The sequence below is a fragment of the Mucilaginibacter sp. P2_A5 genome (assembly GCF_056404995.1).
In genome coordinates this window covers 51562-69499 of the sequence record NZ_JBFUCY010000025.1, presented here as the reverse complement: position 1 = coordinate 69499, position 17938 = coordinate 51562, and the positions used below count along the sequence as shown (strand labels likewise).

The window sequence follows — 17938 nt, the reverse complement described above, 5'->3', positions numbered from 1 at the left end:
CGAATTCAAATATACTTTTTTCTGCAACCAATTTAATTGCCCGGATGATAGCTTCTTTGAACATGCTTCAACACATCCTCGCGGTAAAATAATACATCTTTAAACTTACCCTCAATAATCCCCTGTGCCTGGTCGGTAAAGTTTTTAGATGTGGCGTCAAATGATTGGCCGCCGGTCATTATACTTTTGGCCTTTATCTTCGGGCCAAACTCCACCGCGGCAACAAAACTATTGCCCGAGTAACCATACCGTTTCAATGTATTTACCGTACGGCTCTGGAACGATGGCAATTGCCCAAACCCAGATCCCGTTAAACCCACCGGAATACTTGGCAGCTTATCATCAAACGTTATGCCATCGGCCGGGCGCTGGTAACGGTTCATATCACCCCAGGGCACCTGCCAGGTGCCAAAACGACTTTGCAGGTTTTTCATAACCGCGTTTAAAATCTCCAGCTGCTGCTTGCCAGGAGTTGCATTAGCCAGTGTTTTAATACGCTGGGTAATAAAAGTACTTTCCTGGTCGGTTTTGGGCGGAGGGAGTAATTTCAGCATGGCCGTACCCCATTCAATGGCCAGCGAGCTTGCTACCGAATTGACAGCCGTATTCCTATCCCATTGCTTCAATATCGCTATTGGCGCTGATAATGTGCTCTTTGACGAGTCGGGCGCACTGCCATAGGCTTTAAATAAGGCGGACAGTAGATCGTCAAAGGCAGCCAGGTAATGGTCGTATCCTTTTGCAATGAGGCCGTCAAGGGTCAGATGCCTGGCATCCTTCAATATTTTAATGGCCGTCACAGCACGGTAATTCTCGCCATCGGGCGCCATATAAGCCGGGTATTTACTTTTATCCGGACTGCCTGCACCGGCATCCGTATAAGGGGTAGAATTACAGTTTTGAATCCACCCCGTGGCAGGGTTTATCGTGGTAACAATTTCTTTTAACCGGTGCACACCTTGCCATTCGGTAGCGGGTGTGCTGCCGTCAACGGGTAAGCTCCAGTCATATTTGGGGTCGCGTTTGGGGATATAATTGCCATACCAAAAAATGGTGTTGCCTTTGTCATCGGCATAAACAGTGGCGTTGGTAGCATTTGATACCAGGTCCATGGCTTTTTTGTATTCGGCCAGGTTATTTGCTTTGTTTATCTGCCATGATTCTAACAGCGCATTATATGAGCGGTTATTGGCCTTCAGCGCCAGCCATTTGCCATCCCGGCTACCCACTACAGGGCCATGGTGGGTATAGTATCCGGTTATCGTCTTCTGTTCAAGCTTATCGCCTTTTTTAATATTGACAACCAGTTTACGCTCTGTAACCGGTTTAAGTGCACCATTGTATTCATAAAACCATTTGCCGTCTTTTTTTACCATTTTTTCGGCATACAGGTCGGCTACATCGGCATAGCTGCTGGTATGCATCCATCCACAGTGTTTATTAAAACCCTGGTATATAAAAAACTGTCCCCAGGTTACTGCACCGTAGGCGTGCAAACCTTCTTCGCTCACCAGCTCCACCTCGCTGCGGAAATAAAAGGGCACATGCGGGTTGATATATAATAAAGCATGGCCCGATGCCGACCGCGATGGGGAGATAGCAAACCCGTTCGATCCGGTTTCGCGTTCGTTTACAAATTCATAAGCCCTGCCGGGCCTGTTTGGAATATACCCCAGTTTATCGCCGCCGTTTATATAAAACTCCTTTGTTTCATCCAGTTTAATCCCCCCTGTTTCGGTGGCGGCTACGCTTCCATCGGTAAACATCAGTGCGTACCAGGGCTCAAAACGTTTAAATACTTTGGGCTTTACTTCGGGATGTTTGTACAGGTAATAATTTATACCATCGGCAAAGGCATCCAATAGTTTTCTGAACGCCGGGGCGCTTGTTTTATAATCTTTGATTGCATCTGCACTATCGGCAATTAATTGTAGTTGGATATCTGTAGCCAAACTGCTTTCGCCGTCCACTTCGGTTTGTTTGCCAAACTGGTAAAGGTAATTGCGTTCTATCCCTTTAAAATTATCTTCGCACTGCGAGTACATCAATCCAAAAACTACACCGGCATCAGTTTTTCCATAAATATGTGGCACGCCATAATTATCGCGGATAATAGTTACTGATTTGGCCAGATTTATCGCTCGTTTTATTTCCTGCCGGTTAATTTTTTGAGAAAATACAAACACAGGAGAAAACAATAAAATAAAGATTAAATTCAATTTCATGGTAACAAATATTTTACCTGGACATCTAAGTAAATAAAGTAACGTTAGATAGACACTTATTAATAATATGAGGTAAATTTGAGCTTTTAAACGCAATATTTATATTGTATCTTCGTTTGCTTTAAATTATTCGTAATTTATTCAAGCGAGGTTAAATATAAAGTTGTTTAAAAGCTGCTGACACAATATAATAAAAAAATTGTTTATCGGTTATTACATCGGTAAATATAAGAGCTTGGATTAATCATCTTAAATGAGATCTGAGGTTTAGTTGATACAATATCACGTGAGAAATGATATTGCAGTGCGTTCCGGGGTGAGATACGGAACGCATTTTTTATTTAGTTTATTGGTTCACTGGTTCATTAGTTCATTGGTGGATGGCGGATTAAAACCCATAATTAGCTTTCAAAGCAGCCACCTTCAAAATTCCATGACATATTCCAGCTTATCTGCTCGTTGGTGAAAGCAGTTTATCCTGATAATTACCAGCTATAATACCACCTGCAAAGACCAATGAACTAATGAACCAGTGAACTAATGAACTAAACTGCTATAATACCACCAGCAAAGACCAATGAACCAATGAACTAATGAACCAATGAACCCTTCTCCCACGCCATTACCAATAACACCATTTGGTTGTATGTTCCGAGGCCGTGGGGTTGGTTGTTGGCTTTCAGGAAATTATCGTAAAAAATACTGCTTATCCAGCTAAGCTGCGTTTCGTAGGCTATCCAATAGGCACGTTCAGTTACAAAATCCTGGTGTACCTGTTTGGATATCATTGCTTTTAGTTCTTTATGGGCTACGGTGTCGCGCCGGCGCAGGGTATGCATAAACTCATCAACCGCTAAATGATAGGCAGAGTAGCGCAGCAGGCGGTCTTTTGATTTTATGCCGATGATAAACCCGGCAAAATCAGCTTCATCTTCGGCCCCGTAACCTACCTGGTGCGACATTTCATGACAAGCTACAAACGGCCTGTTAAATATGGGCATAGCGTAGTTGATCTGCGCTTCGGAAGTAAACGGGTTGTAGTAGCCGGATGTTCCTATATAATTCATCAGGAACGTGATCATGGATGGCTTTATGGCAGGATGAAAAGCGCGAAAATTGACAGAATCGGCCGAGAGCGCATTGACAGCATTTACCGCGGCTTGATAAATGACGCTATTGCTTTGAGCCAGGTCGGCCGCTGTAACCCTGGCGCGGCACGTGTTGGCGCTATCTATCAACAGTTTGGTTACGGCTTTCAAATCGGCCGTGGTAAATGTAGTGTCCCTTAAATTAAGGCGATCTGCAGCCGATGGCCTGAAATAATTCATCCCCCAAAACAAATAAAAAGCCACAATAGTTACCTGGAAGCTTATTATCCAGCCCAACAAATGCATCCCTGCCTTTTTAAACTGCTTTTTAAACAACAGCTTTATCATCCTGGCTATAGCCACAATTAAAACAACAATAACCGCGCTATAAAGTAAATCACCTACGCTAAAAGGGAATAAATTAAAAACAGGGTGAAAAATCCAGCAAACTATTTTATAAAATCCCTGCGAATAATAGCGCTCGACCAAGGCGGGATGGCCTGCCAGCAGCATTAGCAAAAAGATGGCAAGGGCCAAAACCAAAATGGCTAGTATCCTTTTAAGAAGCGGGCTTTTGCTGAAGTAATTACGCATTAGGTATCCATAGGTATTAACACAGGCAAGATAATAAAGCTTTGCCTTTAAGTTTGAATTGTTATCCCCGAATACAAAAAAAGCCCCTCAACAGGAGCCCCTTTTGTATTCGGATTAAATTAAATATTTATTTAATAGATACCGGCACCACAAAGGTATCCCATTTTAGGTTGAAGCCTTTTGGCGTTATAGTATAAGCAAGACTTTCGGCTTTTGGTCCGGTTTTACCTTTAACGGTTACACGCAGCTGGTCGTTCTCCTGTTTATACGTGTAAGCGCCCCATTGCTTAGGGTTTTTATCAAAGATAATTGTCCATGTACCACTTGCAGATGGAATTACAAAAAAAGCATACCTGCCGGCCGGAAGCGTTTTACCTTCAACCTTAATTGCTTTACTGGTTGTAAAGCTGGTTGCCGAATCGGCACCGGCGCGCCATACTTTATCAAATGGCACCAATTCGCCCAATATTTTGCGGCCTTTTACATATGGACTGCCGTATTTGATTTTAATTAGCGAACCGGCAACTGTAGCGCTTGTACTGTCAGGCGGGCTCGCCGGCTTGTTCTGGGCAAATGCCAGGCTGCTTAAAAATAAGGCAAATGCAAAAACAAATGCTGCTTTAAGTTGAAAAGATGTTTTCATAGTATTTCTCATAATTTATTTGGTATAAATATAGGATGAAATTTTGTTGGGTAGCAATTCATAATTTAAATAAACGCCGCCATTATTTATAAAAATGTTCTGATAACTAAAAACCATTGATAATCAGCGGTCAGCGGTCAGTGGTCAGCGGTCAGTGGTCAGTGGTCAGTGGTCAGTGGTCAGTGGTCAGTGGTCAGTGGTCAGTGGTCAGTGGTCAGTGGTCAGTGGTCAGTGGTCAGTGGTCAGTGGTCAGTGTGGAAAAGTCGATTTGACGAAGATTGTTTTAACTATTTAACATAATCCTACTCACACTACACACTACACACTACACACTACTCACTACTCACTACTCACTACTCACTACTCACTACTCAACTTTATAAGTATAAACGCTGCGGCCTACATTGCCGTTATCATCAATACCTTCAACTATTACCCTGTAATTGCCTTTGCCATCGGCATTATAAAAATCCAATGAGGCCATGCCATCTTTATCAGTAACTACATCAGGGTTCCAGTAAATGGTAACACGATCATCGGTTTTTTTACCCGGCCTAACCGATGCGCCATAAACAGGCGAATAAAATGTACGGGCTTTATAAAAGCCTTTCGGTGCATAAGTAATAATGCCCGGCGATAGCTTTTTATTTACCGGCAAACCTTTATTCTTTTTTGTTGTGATTAACAAAACACCGTTTGATCCCTGTAGTCCATAAATTGCCGCATCAACATTTTTTAGCATTTTAACACTCTCCACGTCCGATACATTTAAATCAGGTACCGAACCGCCTTGCATACCATCTATGATTACCATCATAGGGCCCGCTTCCGAAATCCCCACCCTTTCGCGCAAATAAGGTACCCCGTTAATTAATGAAACGCCAGGCAGGCGGCCTTCCAGGCTACGGCCGAGGCCCGATTGATCATTAAATTCGGTAATTGTATTGGTGTGCGAGTCTAAAAATTTATCCTTTACCACTACTTCCTTTAATAGTTTGCCGCTTGCATCTGCCATATATACCGCCGCCGGGGCCGGCTTTCTATCGCCCTCTCCGGAATCAACGCTGCCTGCTAAGCGTTTATTATCAGCAACCAATGCCGGCTCCTTGGGTTGATCCATAATAATCTGTGTATTGCTTTTCCCTTCGCTGGTTTTAGCCTGGATTACAAAAGCCGTATTATCTGTATAAGCCAGGCTGGGGAAGGTAAACCTGCCATTGGCATCGGTAACCTGGGTTAGCATACTGCCGCCATTTTGAGTAAGCAGGGTGATGTTGCCATTAGCAACAGGTGCCCCGCTATTGGTTTTAACAGTACCCGATATATCCAGGCCTTTTTCAACAGGATATGTTAATGCGGTAGCATTATCGTTGCCAAGCAGTTGTTTCCATTCAAACCTGCGGTAGCCCTGGGTAAGCATCAGTATATCCAAATCGGCGCGGGTATCATTGGTAACGTGATTAAAATAATAATTGGGCTGCTCAACAAAGCCTTTTAAATCCGATGTGAGCAGCAGGTGGGTTAAAATGGTAGTTTCGGCAGTTTCCTCCACGGGTATTTTTGCGGCATCAACTACCGATGCAGAAAAATAACCCACAACCGGTTTATCGTCCTTTTTGGCATTCAGCGTAAGATGTACCTTTTCCCTGGTTGTGTACGATGGTTTATTTACCGTCGTTTGCAAATTAATAAGATCATCATTCTGAATAAATGAAAGCCGCTCATTCATCGGCTCACCAGCCTGCGAAAACAGGGTAACCCGTACTATGCCCGTCTGAAAGTCTTTTTTACCCAGGTTAAGATCAAGCACCTGACCATCCAAAGCTGTTTTTACCGATCGTACAGCCCCGCCACCCGAATAAATGGTAATACCAATTTCTTTGTTTTTATTGGCCTGGTAATAGGCCCGGTTGGCGTTAATTTCTATTAATAGCTTATCGGGGTTGGTATTGTTTACAAGCAGTGTCATGCCCTTTTCGTCGGCCTTTGGCAAATCAACCGCAGCGCTGGTACCATCGGCATAGGTAAGTTTGGCTTTATAGGTTCTGCCTTCAACAGGGGTTATGTTAATAATACCCATCCCCAGGTGCCTGGTTTCAAATTTGGTTACTTCGGTATTCAGGTTGTCAACAATTACGCCCTTAATATTGGTCCCTATGCCGTTATGGTCAATAGCCTTAAAGGCAAGTTTAGCTGGAATGTCATTTACAAAGGTCCCGCCCTCCGGAAAAAACTGAATATCGTACTTATTGGCAATTTTAGTTTGCTGAGCTGATAGTGTACGCGTTTGCGATACGGGGCTGTTAATTATAATAGGCTGGTCAAAAACATTAGGGTCGGCGCTGTTCAGCATCCATTGGGTATAAGCCTTTATGTGATAAAGGCCCCTTGGCAGGCTGTTTGGCAAAGCAAAATCGCCCCAGGCCAGGCCGTTGTTAACCTGCAATGTTATATATTTTACCAAAGAATCGTTGGGGTTCACCAGGTCGGCATGCAATACGCCGCTTAACTTTGATGGCTGGTGTTGCTCGCCAAGTGTAAGATAGGCTTTAAAAAAAGTGGTATCGCCGGCGTTGTATGTTGTTCTGTCAAAGTGTAGATAAACTTTTTCGGTAGCTTTTGTGGTTGATAAGGTTTGCAGACGTGAGACTATTCCGTCTAACGAAAGCGGTGTTTTGGCATCCTGCGAAAACGCGGGTACACAAAAATATAAGGCGCAAAAAAGTGCAGGCACTATCTTTTTCATGCGGGAAGGTGTTTAAATAGAGGTGATTTAAATTGGTGATTAAATATACCTCAATTAACAGCACAAAACAAATAAAATAAGAGTCAAGAATCAAGATAAGCGCAAAATGCTCAAACCTAAATATTTTCTTCGTGGGCCAATGTTTTATTGAAATCGGATAATCTACGTTCCAATTTTTTTCTTGATTCTTGATTCTTGCTTCTTGACTCTACTACTGCACTTCGGCATTTTCCTTTATCTCTTCCCAATATACAGTTTCCAGGTAAATACCATTTTGTATGGCCACACGGGCTTTAACGTCCTGCAGTTGATTTTTGATCTCTGTGGCGTTGAGGTCGCTGCTTAGGGAGTGATAATAAATTGCATAACCAGTTTTACTGTTTATGAATTTATAATGTTTATCAGCGGGTTTCATAACGGTTTACTTAATATTAATGTAATATGCATTACGTTGTTATTGTTTTAAAAAACAGTAAATGTTACATAGCATTTTTTTACGGTGAAATTTATTTAACGGCCAGATACAGCATCAATAATTTGATAACATTTAATTAACATTGGATTAACAATTTCGTGACCTAGAGCTGCAAATTAATGGTTACATTTAGCCACGAAAATAAAAACAGCCAGCAGATACTAAATAGTTAGTATACACACTGTTAAATTGATTTTTACTTAAAAAGTATCATAAAAAATTTCAATAGATGTCGATATTCCCCAACTCAAACCAGGTTTTTTATGATTTATTTAACCGGGCGGTTGACAATGCCACTCAAATGGCAACCCTGCTTAATACCGCGGTGAACTCCACTGATACCTACGAGCAAAAATTTCAGTTTACACACATTGATAAGCTAAAAACAAAAAGTTACGAAATTACACACCAGGTATTTACCGAATCGGGGCGTACGCTTATATCTCCTTTTCAGCGCAAAGATATGTGCGAACTTGCAGCGGCGATTGATGACGTGGCGGATAGTATAGCTATGGCATCGCGCAGGATAAACCTGTACGATGTGCCTAAAATAACCCCTCCAATTATCAGCCTTGCTGATCTTATCCTGCAAACCGCCAAAGCGCTTGAAAGTGCAGTTAAAGCCATGAATAATCTGGGTAATTCGGCACATATTTTCGAAATCTGTAACAGTATTAAACAACTGGAATACCAGGCCGATACCGTTTACAACGAAGCATTTGCCGATTTACTGGCCACCGAAACCGATGCCATACAACTTATAAAATATACAGATGTATTTATGGCGATGGAAACAGCAACTGATAGCTGCGAAGATGCCACACTGATTATTGAAAGCATTTTGATAAAAAACGGCTAAAGGCTAAAGGCTAAAGGCTAAAGGCTAAAGGCTAAAGGCTAAAGGCTAAAGGCTAAAGGCTAAAGGCTAAAGGCTAAAAAAACAGCCCAGGATTTCTTAAATCCTGGGCTGTTTTTTTTATTAAAGCTTTGTGCTTTAAGCCTTCGGCTTTCAGCTTATTTCCCTTTATCAGTTGGGGGCTCGTCCTGGCGGTTGCTGTTATCATCTTTATCTCTCTCTTTTTCTTTCTTAAACTCAAGCTTGCCAAATTTGTAGCTCAGGCTTATGCCAAATGATTGTACGGGTATGTACCTTACATTGGTTTGGTAAAAGCCGGTGCCAAATGTTGTGGAACTCTGGCTTACATATTTGGCAAACGGATTTGATGCGGTAAGGCCAATGCTTGCCTTTTTGTTCATGAACATTTTACGCATGGCAAAATTGTAAAACACAAATTTAGGCTGTGTGCCCTGGATGTTTTTCTGGGAAGAGTTATAGTTTCCAAAAAATTCTGCGCTTAAATCATGACCGAAGTTGTATTGGGCATTAAGGTTTAAACGGTAAGCAAAACCGGTTACACTTGGACTGCCCGGATTGTTATTTGTCCGCTCAGAAAATATCATATTAGTGCGCAGGTTAAAATCTTTGGTAACCGGCAGGGATGCATATATATTAATACCGGTACGTTCTTCCGAACCTATGTTATAGCGTTTTGTTAACGCTACGTTGGTGTAGGTACTGCCGTCAATGCGTAAAGTATCATAAAAAGTGGTGAAACGCTGCAGGTCGTCGGTATTTTTACGGTAAAACGCAGCTATGTTAATATTGGCACCGCCATCAAATGATTTGTTGTAGCCCAATTCAAAGTTATCGCCACGTTCTGGTTTCAGGGTTGGATCGCCGGTGCTGATGTTGTGCGTATCGCTGATGTTAAGAAAAGGATTCAGGTCGCCATAATCCGGGCGCTCTATTCTGCGTGTATAGCTTAATTTAACCGATTGCGATTCGCTTATTTTATGCGAAAACACCAATGATGGTACTAATATATTGTAATTGGGGATATCGGTACCTTTAAAGTCGGCGGTGGTTACGGTATATTCATCCCTTAACCCAGCCTTGATATCTAAAAAATTATTGAATACCGAAGTAGTTAACGATAGATAATAGGCATAAATTTTACGGTCATAAGTAAAACCGTAGGTTTGGTTATGGTTGGGCACGTTGATGCCATTTAATAAAGTATCGGTAACTACATTGTTGTTAATGTGGTTAAAATCAAGTTTACCACCCGTTTCAATGGTAAAATTTTTGCTTACCGGGTGCGCATAATCAACAGAGATGTTGGTTTCCCTATCCTTACCCGGATTATTATTGGTAATACCTGTAGGTATGGTTCCGGCCTGTAAGTTCTGCAACAGTTGCGACGAGCTAAAACTATTGTTACCAAAGCTTGATGAATACAATATATCAAGTTCCTGCCCTTCTTTCTCAAAGGTTTTTTTGTAAGCCAGGCTCACATCTGTTGATGTACCGCTAAACTTGCTGCTTGATGTACGCAAGGTTTTAATATCCGAAAGTTCGGTTCCGTTTGGGTCCACCTTATTTTCGTCCTGGTTGGTTAAGCCATTGCCATGGTTACCAAAATGGTTAAAGCCCACCGATGCGGTAATATCGTCGTGTTTGCTGATGTTCCAGGTGAAGTTTAATCCCGATTGGTAACCATTACGTTTAAAATTATTGCTGCCTTGCTGAAAAAGAGTAGTGGCGTTTCCAACGCCGTCTGTAGATGTACGGTTATTTGTATTGGGCGCATTACTGTTTATCTGCGCGTTGCCGCTAAAAAACGCGTTTACCCCAAAATTACCCTTGCGCATGTTCAGGTTAAATGACCCGTTTTCGCGGCGGGTACCTGCCGATAGGTTAATACTTCCGTTAATACCTTCAACCCGGCTATCCTTTAAAATAATATTGATGATACCACCAGTACCCGCGGCATCGTATTTAGCCCCGGGGCTGGTGACCACTTCAATGCTTTTGATCTGGCTGGCCGGGATGCTGGCCAGCGCGTCGGCAAGGCTGGCGCCAAATATGCTTGATGGTTTACCATTTATTAAAAAACGGATATTGGCATTACCCTGCAGCTCAACATTGCCATCAATATCAACCGTAATTTGCGGCACCTTTTTCAGGATATCTATAGCAACACCACCCTGCGCACTCAAATCGTTTTGAGGGTTGTATACCATTTTATCAATCTTGTTTTGAACTGTGGGTGTTGTAGCAGTAACGGTTACATCTTTTAACTGGTGTGTATTTGGCGATAACAAAATCTCGCCTACGTTTGTAGTACCACCGGCTTTAACTATTACATGATCAACAGTAGCACGCTGATAACCTAAAAAGTCAACAGTAATCCGGTATTCGCCTGCCGGAATCTGATCGATAGTAAAATTCCCTTTCGGATCGGTACTGATGCCATTAAACGGCGATGCAACTCCTTGTTTATAAACAGATATGGTAGCGTAGTCAACCGCTTGCTTTGTAGCTGCATCGGTAACCTTGCCGCTTATTTTGCCCTTGCCGGCAGGTGCCTGGGCCTTAACATTTATAGTGAACAGTAAAAAAAGAAGTAATATATATCGCGCCTTCATTATCCTAAACCGATGATTTTGCCGCGAAAATGAACAGAAACATTGGATAAATCCTGTATTGTTGCGCCATTGTTACAATATCGTTAGCTCATTTACATACTTGTTACAATGAAGCCACGGAGTCAAAAGTAAACTATGCGTGATTTAAGATAAAAAGCATTATAAATACACCCTATAGGGTATAAAATAACAAAATCGAGTAAATTAATACCGATAGGGTATAATAAATAAAAAACACTACATTTACACCCTAAAGGGTATAATATGCTATCTGAATTTTTAAAGTCGAAACGAAAGATATTTAATTTCACCCAGGAGGATCTTGCTAAGAAGGCAGGAGTTGGTTTACGGGTGATTAGGGAAATGGAGCAAGGAAAAGCTACACTACGAATGGACAAGGTTAACCAGGTACTGGCCTTATTCGGATCGGAATTAGATGTGGTAACAAAACACAAAGGCAATGAATAAACGGGGATTGGTATATTATGCGGACAAGCTCGCCGGTTTCATAGCAGAAACCGACGAAGGCTATGAATTTACTTATGATACCAATTATTTAAACAACGTAGCTGCTAAACCTATCAGCCTGACGTTACCATTATCAAATGAAAAGTATACCAATAAAGTATTGTTCGCTTTTTTTGACGGCCTGATACCCGAAGGTTGGCTGCTGAACCTGGCAATCGACCATTGGAAAGTTAAAAGAAATGATCGTTTTGAATTATTATTGCTTACATGCAGGGATACCATTGGCGCGGTAACCATTATCCCCGAAAACGAATAAATTATGGCAAATTGCTGGTTTTGTTATCAGGATGCTGGAGATACAGGATACCATGAAAAGTGTTCAAAAAAATTCTTCGGAACGCTTAAACCACCTGTGCTGGAATTAAACAACCAGTTACTAAAAGAATTGGCCGAACAAACCATTAACAAAAGGATTGCTGTAACAGGAGTGCAACCAAAACTCTCTGTTTCGTTGCAAAAAAGCGATGGTAGTACAAGGCTTACCATAGTTGGTCTTTGGGGAGAATACATCCTGAAACCACAGCAAGAGCAATATCCGTTTATGCCCGAAACGGAAGACCTGACGATGCACCTTGCCTCGTTATTTAAAATACCGGTTTGCGGTCATACGTTATTGAAGGCAACCGACGGAAACATGGTTTACCTTGCGAAAAGATTTGACCGGGTTAAAGGAAAAAAAATTCACGTAGAAGATTTTTGCCAGTTATCTGAATTCCTGACTGAAAACAAATATAAAGGCTCGTATGAAAAAGCCGGAAAGTTGGTTTTAAAGTACTGCGCCAACACGGGTTTAGATGCGCTTAACTACTTTGAATTGGTTTTATTCTGCTACCTGACGGGTAATAACGATATGCATCTTAAAAACTTTTCGTTGCTGCATACAAATACCGGCATCTGTTTAAGCCCTGCCTACGATTTGCTAAACGTTAACCTTTTAAACCCTGCAGATGATGAGGAATTGGCACTAACACTGAATGCAAAAAAAAGAAAGATTACAATTAAAGATTTTGAAATATTAGGCAAAAGTCTCTTGATTCCTGAAAAGGCCTTGTTGAATAGTATGGCTAAATTTTCATCAATGAATAAAAAGGTCACTGACATGATTGACGCATCGTTTTTAGGAGATGCGGAAAAGGATCAATACAAAAGGATTTGGGCAGATAAACAAAAAATATTGGTATAACCAACAGCTCAAAATATCAGCACCAAAGTCCCGGCAATAATCAACAAGGCACCTATCCCATTCTTTAACGTAAGCGGCTCGCCTAAAAATACTATGGCCAATACAATAGCCAGCGCCACGCTTAACTTATCAACCGGTGCCACCTGCGATACCTTGCCCAGTTGCAAAGCCCTGAAATAGCAAATCCAGGAAAGGCCGGTAGCACAGCCGGATAGAATAAGGAAGGTCCAGTTGGTTTTGGTTAAACCATTTATGCCCTGGTTACTGCCTTTAAACAACACAATGGCCCAGGCCAGTATCAAAATAACCACCGTACGAATAGCGGTTGCCAGGTCGGTATCAACTCCTTTAATGCCTATTTTGGCAAAAATTGCAGTTAGCGCGGCAAACAATGCCGATAATAGAGCGTAAATCCACCACATGGCTTTGGGTTTTAAGTTGTACGTTGAAAGTTATACGTTGTACGTTGAAAGTTGTACGTTGTACGTTGAAAGTTATACGTTGTACGTTTTTGCAAATTATTAACAAATAATGAGCTAATTTGCTTGATAAAGCTGTAGTAAATCTGGTCGAATCCAAAATGTATACAAATTGGGCTACTAACTTTACATAGTTGCATATTATAATGAATAGGCAACGTACAACTTAAAACGTACAACCTATAACATAAAATGAAGCTACTAATCATTGAAGACGAAGAGGGTCTGCGCGAGAGTATTGAAGAGTACTTTGCCGAGGCTGGTAATATATGCGAAACCGCCGTTAACTACCCTGCTGCAATGGCCAAAATAGAAATGTACAGTTACGATTGTATTTTGCTTGATATTACCCTCCCCGGCGGTAACGGAATTAATATACTAAAACGGTTAAAAGAAAATAACCATACAGACGGCGTTCTCATCATATCGGCAAAAAATTCTCTCGACGATCGCTTGCAGGGTTTGGATCTGGGCGCAGATGATTACCTGGTAAAGCCCTTCCACCTGTCGGAGCTTAAGGCAAGGGTATCGGCCATTATCAGGCGCAAAATGTATAACGGCAGCAACCTGCTTGTTTTTAACGAAATCAGTATCGATTTGCAGGCTAAAACGGTGAGCGTGCATGATAAGCCCCTTAAATTTACCCGTAAAGAGTTTGCCCTGCTCATTTATTTTATTGCCAACAAAGGTAAGGTAGTATCAAAAAATGCCATAGCCGAGCACCTTTGGGGCGATGGCATCGATTTAGCGGATAATTTCGATTTCATTTACTCGCATATTAAAAACATCCGCAAAAAGCTGGTAGAGGCCGGTGCCAACGACTATATACAGGCGGCGTATGGCATGGGCTATAAATTTGCAGGGCAATGAAACTCATTACCTTATATAACCGGGTAAACATCATTACCACCATAGTTGTGATGCTGATAACCGGCATTATATACTACCAGGCCATCAGCTGGATATTAATTGACCAGGCTGATAAATCTTTAAAGGTAGAGGAAGACGAGGTTTTTGATTACGTAAAGCTCAACAAACATCTCCCCCAGGTTTTTGACTCTAAAGATCAGCAAATAAGCTTTACCCAGGCTACACCCAATTCCGTTACACGCGAATTTATTGATACCCTGTATAAAAAAGACAAGGACGAAGTTGAGGCGGGCCGTGGGCTTATCAGTTCTGTTACTGTTAATGGCAAATACTATAAAATCCTGATTGTTGAATCGAAGGTAGAAACTGAGGACCTGATCCAGATCATCTTCACGATCACCTTTGGATTAATTTTATTTTTATTGCTGGTATTGCTTGTTGCCAACAGGCTTATTCTAAATCGCCTTTGGCAGCCGTTCCATGCCATTTTAAAGGAGATGAAACTTTTTAACATCACCGATAATAAAGAAATTACCCAGACTGAAACCCGCATTGATGAATTTGCCGATTTAAACCAGGCAGCAACCGCCATGACCATCAGGGCAAAACATGATTATAAAGAGCTTAAAACATTTACCGAAAACGCATCGCACGAGTTGCTTACGCCCATTGCAGTCATCAACTCCAAATTAGATACCTTAATACAATCCGAAAACTTTAACGACAGGCAAAGTAAATTGCTTAATGACCTGTACAGCGCTGTAGCCCGGTTGAGCCGGCTTAATCAATCGTTATTACTGTTGGTGAAAATAGAAAACCGTTTGCTTACCGATCAGCAAAACATCAACCTGAAACAATTAATTGATGAACTGCTTATACAGCTGGAAGATATCTTTGCGGATAAACAAATTACAGTAACCGCTCAGTTGGAGGATAAAGAAATTTCGGGGAGCAGGTACCTTATTGAAATTTTGCTGAGTAACCTGATCATTAATGCCGTACGGCACAATCATGCAGGCGGTGAAATTGTGATTGACCTGACCACAGATGCTTTAACCATTAAAAATACCGGCACCGATGAGCCGCTGGACGAGGATAAAATATTTACCCGTTTCCATAAGTCATCTCATTCTGACGGCAGCGGCCTTGGCCTTACTATCAGCAAACAAATCTGCGGAAATTTTGACTTTTCGCTCAACTACCAGTATTCAAATCCATACCACACCTTCAGTATTGATTTTTAAACGGAATTTTACCATCCTAAATTTTTACAGATTTGTACAATACTTTAGCTATGTTTAAATTGAACTTATCTATCAGTTAATGAAGTGGTTTTTCTGCCTTATAATTTTAGCCGTTACCTGCACCGCCACCAAGGCACAAACATACACGCTTGATCATTATTTAGAACTTGCCCAAAATAACAGCCCGCTGTTAAAGGACCTCCGCAACCAGGTTGCCAACAACCAGTTAGATAGTTTACGCATCCGAGCCCAGTACAGGCCACAGGTAAATGCTACAAGCGCCGGTAATTACTCGCCGGTGGTTGGGGGCTTTGGTTATGCCGGCGCCATTACCAACGAGCATACCTTAAACGCCTTAATGGGCGTAAACCAATCCTTAGATAGTAAAAAAAATATAGCCGCCCAGCTTGCGGCCATCACATTACTTTCGCAATCGGTAAGCAACAGCGCCAAAATATCTGAGCAAGACTTAAAAAAGGCCATTACCGCGCAATACATTACCGCCTACGGCGATCTGCAGCAGGTAAAATTTAACCAGGAAGTTATTGATCTGCTTAACCAGGAAGAAACGCTGCTAAAAAGACTTACCCGTACCAACGTGTACCACCAAAGCGATTACCTTACTTTTTTGGTCACCTTAAAACAGCAGCAACTGGCGTTGCAGCAATCGCGCATGTTGTATAAAAACGATTTTGCAACACTTAACTATTTAACCGGCGTGGCCGATACCAGTTATGCCGAACTGCAGGAACCCGGCCTGCATAAAATGGTAAAGGCCGATATCAGCAACAGTATATTTTTCAGCCAATATAAATTAGATAGCCTAAAACTGGTAAATAGTAAAACCCTGGTCGATTTTTCCTACAAGCCCAAAATCAATTTACTGGCCGATGGCGGTTACAACTCCGATTTTGCATCGCAACCCTACAAAAACTGGGGTGTAAGTGTTGGCTTTAGTTTTAGCCTGCCAATATATGATGGTGGCCAGCGTAAGCTGCAATACCGTAAACTATCACTTGAAGAGGATACACGCCGCACTTATAAAGCCTTTTTTGATGTACAATACCACCAGCAAATTGCGCAGCTAAATCAACAAATTGATGGCAACCAAAAATTGCTGGCCGATATTGATGAGCAAATGAAATTCTCTGAAAGCCTGATAAAGGTTGACACCAAGCTTATGCAAACCGGCGATTTACGCATTGCCGACTTGGTACTGGCCATCAACAATTACCTAAGCATCAAAAATTTAAAAACACAAACCAACATTACCAATTTGCAGCTCATAAACCAGCTAAACTACTGGAACCGATAATATGAAATATGAAATTTAAACATATATACCTATTTGCCTGCCTGCCGCTCCTGCTGTTTTCATGCAAGGGCGCCGATAAACCTGCCGATGATGAAGACGTTGCCGTGGCATCGCAAACCCCGGTGACGGTAACCACCGTTACCGATAGTTCGATGGTTGATTATTTTGATGTGAGCGCTACATCCATATTCCTACAAAAAAATGTGGTAAAGGCAAATGCCAACGGGTATATTGAAGGTATTAATACCCAATTGGGGCATTATGTAGCTAAAGGATCAACCGTTTTTACGATTAAAACCAAAGAAGCGCAAAGCATTGGCAACAGTATAAATATATTGGATACTACTTTTAAATTCTCGGGCGTTAACCACATCAAAGCCCCGGGCAACGGGTATATTACCCAATTGGCCCACCAAAAAGGCGATTACGTGCAAGACGGCGAGCAACTGGCCATCATCAGCGACCGATCGAGCTTTGCTTTTGTAATGCAGCTGCCGTATGAAATGCGCCGGTATGTTAAAATTGGCCAGGGCATACAATTAATTTTGCCCGGCGGCGATAAGCTGGACGGGCAGGTAGCATCTGAAATGCCATCTGTTGACACCCTGTCGCAAACACAGGGGATGGTAATCAGGGTAAACAGCGCAAATCCAATACCCGAAAATTTAGTGGCCAAGGCACGGATCATCAGGTCATTACGATCAAATACCTCATCGCTGCCCAAATCGGCCATATTAACCAACGAAACGCAGACGGATTTTTGGGTAATGAAACTTATTAACCCGACAACTGCTGTCAAAACCCCAATAACCAAAGGGATTGAGACCGGCGACAGGGTTGAAATATTAACGCCCAAATTTTCGGCAAAGGACCAAATTGTGGTAACTGGTAACTACGGATTAACCGATACAGCAAAAGTTAAAATTGTGCAATAATGAAGACGACTAAAACAGCAGCCCCCTCTAAATCTCACCCGGGAGGGGAGACTTTAACTGCACTCTTTTTTGTTTTTAAAGTCCTCCCTACCGGGGAGGATTTAGGAGGGGCTTGTATTGACAT

General features: G+C 41.9%; 16 protein-coding genes. 9 read left to right on the top strand and 7 right to left on the bottom strand.

Going from position 1 to position 17938, the window contains the following annotated elements; genetic code table 11:
- Nucleotides 1–32: 32 nt before the first annotated feature.
- The 3 genes from AC1DXF_RS20940 to AC1DXF_RS20930 all read right to left on the bottom strand — a co-directional run bounded on the left by AC1DXF_RS20940 (nt 33) and on the right by AC1DXF_RS20930 (nt 4550).
- Nucleotides 33–2225, bottom strand: a complete 2193-nt coding sequence (locus tag AC1DXF_RS20940; RefSeq protein ID WP_477450651.1) for a penicillin acylase family protein — start codon at nt 2223–2225, stop codon at nt 33–35.
- Between the two features lie 590 nt (nt 2226–2815).
- Nucleotides 2816–3907 carry a DUF3810 domain-containing protein gene (locus AC1DXF_RS20935; protein ID WP_477450650.1) on the bottom strand — a complete coding sequence of 364 codons (1092 nt, stop codon included), beginning with the start codon at nt 3905–3907 and terminating at the stop codon, nt 2816–2818.
- A gap of 127 nt (nt 3908–4034) precedes the next feature.
- Nucleotides 4035–4550 carry a DUF2911 domain-containing protein gene (locus AC1DXF_RS20930; protein WP_477450649.1) on the bottom strand — a complete coding sequence of 172 codons (516 nt, stop codon included), beginning with the start codon at nt 4548–4550 and terminating at the stop codon, nt 4035–4037.
- Nucleotides 4551–4666: 116 nt separating this feature from the next.
- Here AC1DXF_RS20930 and AC1DXF_RS20925 point away from each other — a divergent pair, with 116 nt between their 5' ends.
- Entirely contained in the window at nt 4667–4822 is a 156-nt protein-coding gene (locus AC1DXF_RS20925; protein ID WP_477450648.1) for a hypothetical protein, read from the top strand.
- 95 nt (nt 4823–4917) lie between these two features.
- On the opposite strand, the gene AC1DXF_RS20920 is transcribed toward AC1DXF_RS20925, so the two are convergent.
- Both AC1DXF_RS20920 and AC1DXF_RS20915 read right to left on the bottom strand, forming a co-directional pair.
- Nucleotides 4918–7296 (bottom strand): carboxypeptidase regulatory-like domain-containing protein, encoded by a 2379-nt coding sequence (locus AC1DXF_RS20920; protein WP_477450647.1) that lies wholly within the window; start codon nt 7294–7296, stop codon nt 4918–4920.
- Between the two features lie 211 nt (nt 7297–7507).
- Nucleotides 7508–7711, bottom strand: coding sequence for a hypothetical protein (locus AC1DXF_RS20915; RefSeq protein ID WP_477450646.1), 204 nt, complete (start codon nt 7709–7711; stop codon nt 7508–7510).
- Between the two features lie 289 nt (nt 7712–8000).
- Between AC1DXF_RS20915 and AC1DXF_RS20910 the strand changes: the two genes are divergently transcribed.
- Entirely contained in the window at nt 8001–8630 is a 630-nt protein-coding gene (locus AC1DXF_RS20910; RefSeq protein WP_477450645.1) for a DUF47 domain-containing protein, read from the top strand.
- 155 nt (nt 8631–8785) lie between these two features.
- On the opposite strand, the gene AC1DXF_RS20905 is transcribed toward AC1DXF_RS20910, so the two are convergent.
- Nucleotides 8786–11260 carry a TonB-dependent receptor gene (locus AC1DXF_RS20905; protein ID WP_477450644.1) on the bottom strand — a complete coding sequence of 825 codons (2475 nt, stop codon included), beginning with the start codon at nt 11258–11260 and terminating at the stop codon, nt 8786–8788.
- A 264-nt stretch (nt 11261–11524) separates the two neighbouring features.
- On the opposite strand from AC1DXF_RS20905, the gene AC1DXF_RS20900 reads away from it, so the two are divergent.
- From AC1DXF_RS20900 to AC1DXF_RS20890, 3 genes are read left to right on the top strand one after another with little or no spacing between them, the layout of a single operon-like run.
- Nucleotides 11525–11728, top strand: a complete 204-nt coding sequence (locus AC1DXF_RS20900) for a helix-turn-helix transcriptional regulator (protein WP_477450643.1) — start codon at nt 11525–11527, stop codon at nt 11726–11728.
- Nucleotides 11721–12044 carry a HipA N-terminal domain-containing protein gene (locus tag AC1DXF_RS20895; protein ID WP_477450642.1) on the top strand — a complete coding sequence of 108 codons (324 nt, stop codon included), beginning with the start codon at nt 11721–11723 and terminating at the stop codon, nt 12042–12044. Before AC1DXF_RS20900 ends, AC1DXF_RS20895 begins: the two co-directional genes overlap by 8 nt.
- A 3-nt stretch (nt 12045–12047) precedes the next feature.
- A complete protein-coding gene (locus tag AC1DXF_RS20890; RefSeq protein WP_477450641.1) occupies nt 12048–12971 on the top strand; it encodes a HipA domain-containing protein in 924 nt (307 codons plus the stop codon).
- A gap of 8 nt (nt 12972–12979) precedes the next feature.
- On the opposite strand, the gene AC1DXF_RS20885 is transcribed toward AC1DXF_RS20890, so the two are convergent.
- Nucleotides 12980–13393 carry an EamA family transporter gene (locus AC1DXF_RS20885; protein ID WP_477450640.1) on the bottom strand — a complete coding sequence of 138 codons (414 nt, stop codon included), beginning with the start codon at nt 13391–13393 and terminating at the stop codon, nt 12980–12982.
- Nucleotides 13394–13642: 249 nt separating this feature from the next.
- On the opposite strand from AC1DXF_RS20885, the gene AC1DXF_RS20880 reads away from it, so the two are divergent.
- From AC1DXF_RS20880 to AC1DXF_RS20865, 4 genes are all read left to right on the top strand, one after another.
- The gene (locus AC1DXF_RS20880) at nt 13643–14320 is read left to right on the top strand and encodes a response regulator transcription factor (protein ID WP_477450639.1); all 678 of its coding nucleotides are present in this window, start codon (nt 13643–13645) and stop codon (nt 14318–14320) included.
- Entirely contained in the window at nt 14317–15564 is a 1248-nt protein-coding gene (locus AC1DXF_RS20875) for a sensor histidine kinase (RefSeq protein ID WP_477450638.1), read from the top strand. Before AC1DXF_RS20880 ends, AC1DXF_RS20875 begins: the two co-directional genes overlap by 4 nt.
- Before the next feature lie 79 nt (nt 15565–15643).
- Nucleotides 15644–16879, top strand: a complete 1236-nt coding sequence (locus AC1DXF_RS20870; RefSeq protein ID WP_477450637.1) for a TolC family protein — start codon at nt 15644–15646, stop codon at nt 16877–16879.
- Between the two features lie 8 nt (nt 16880–16887).
- Nucleotides 16888–17814, top strand: a complete 927-nt coding sequence (locus tag AC1DXF_RS20865) for an efflux RND transporter periplasmic adaptor subunit (protein WP_477450636.1) — start codon at nt 16888–16890, stop codon at nt 17812–17814.
- Nucleotides 17815–17938: the final 124 nt, after the last annotated feature.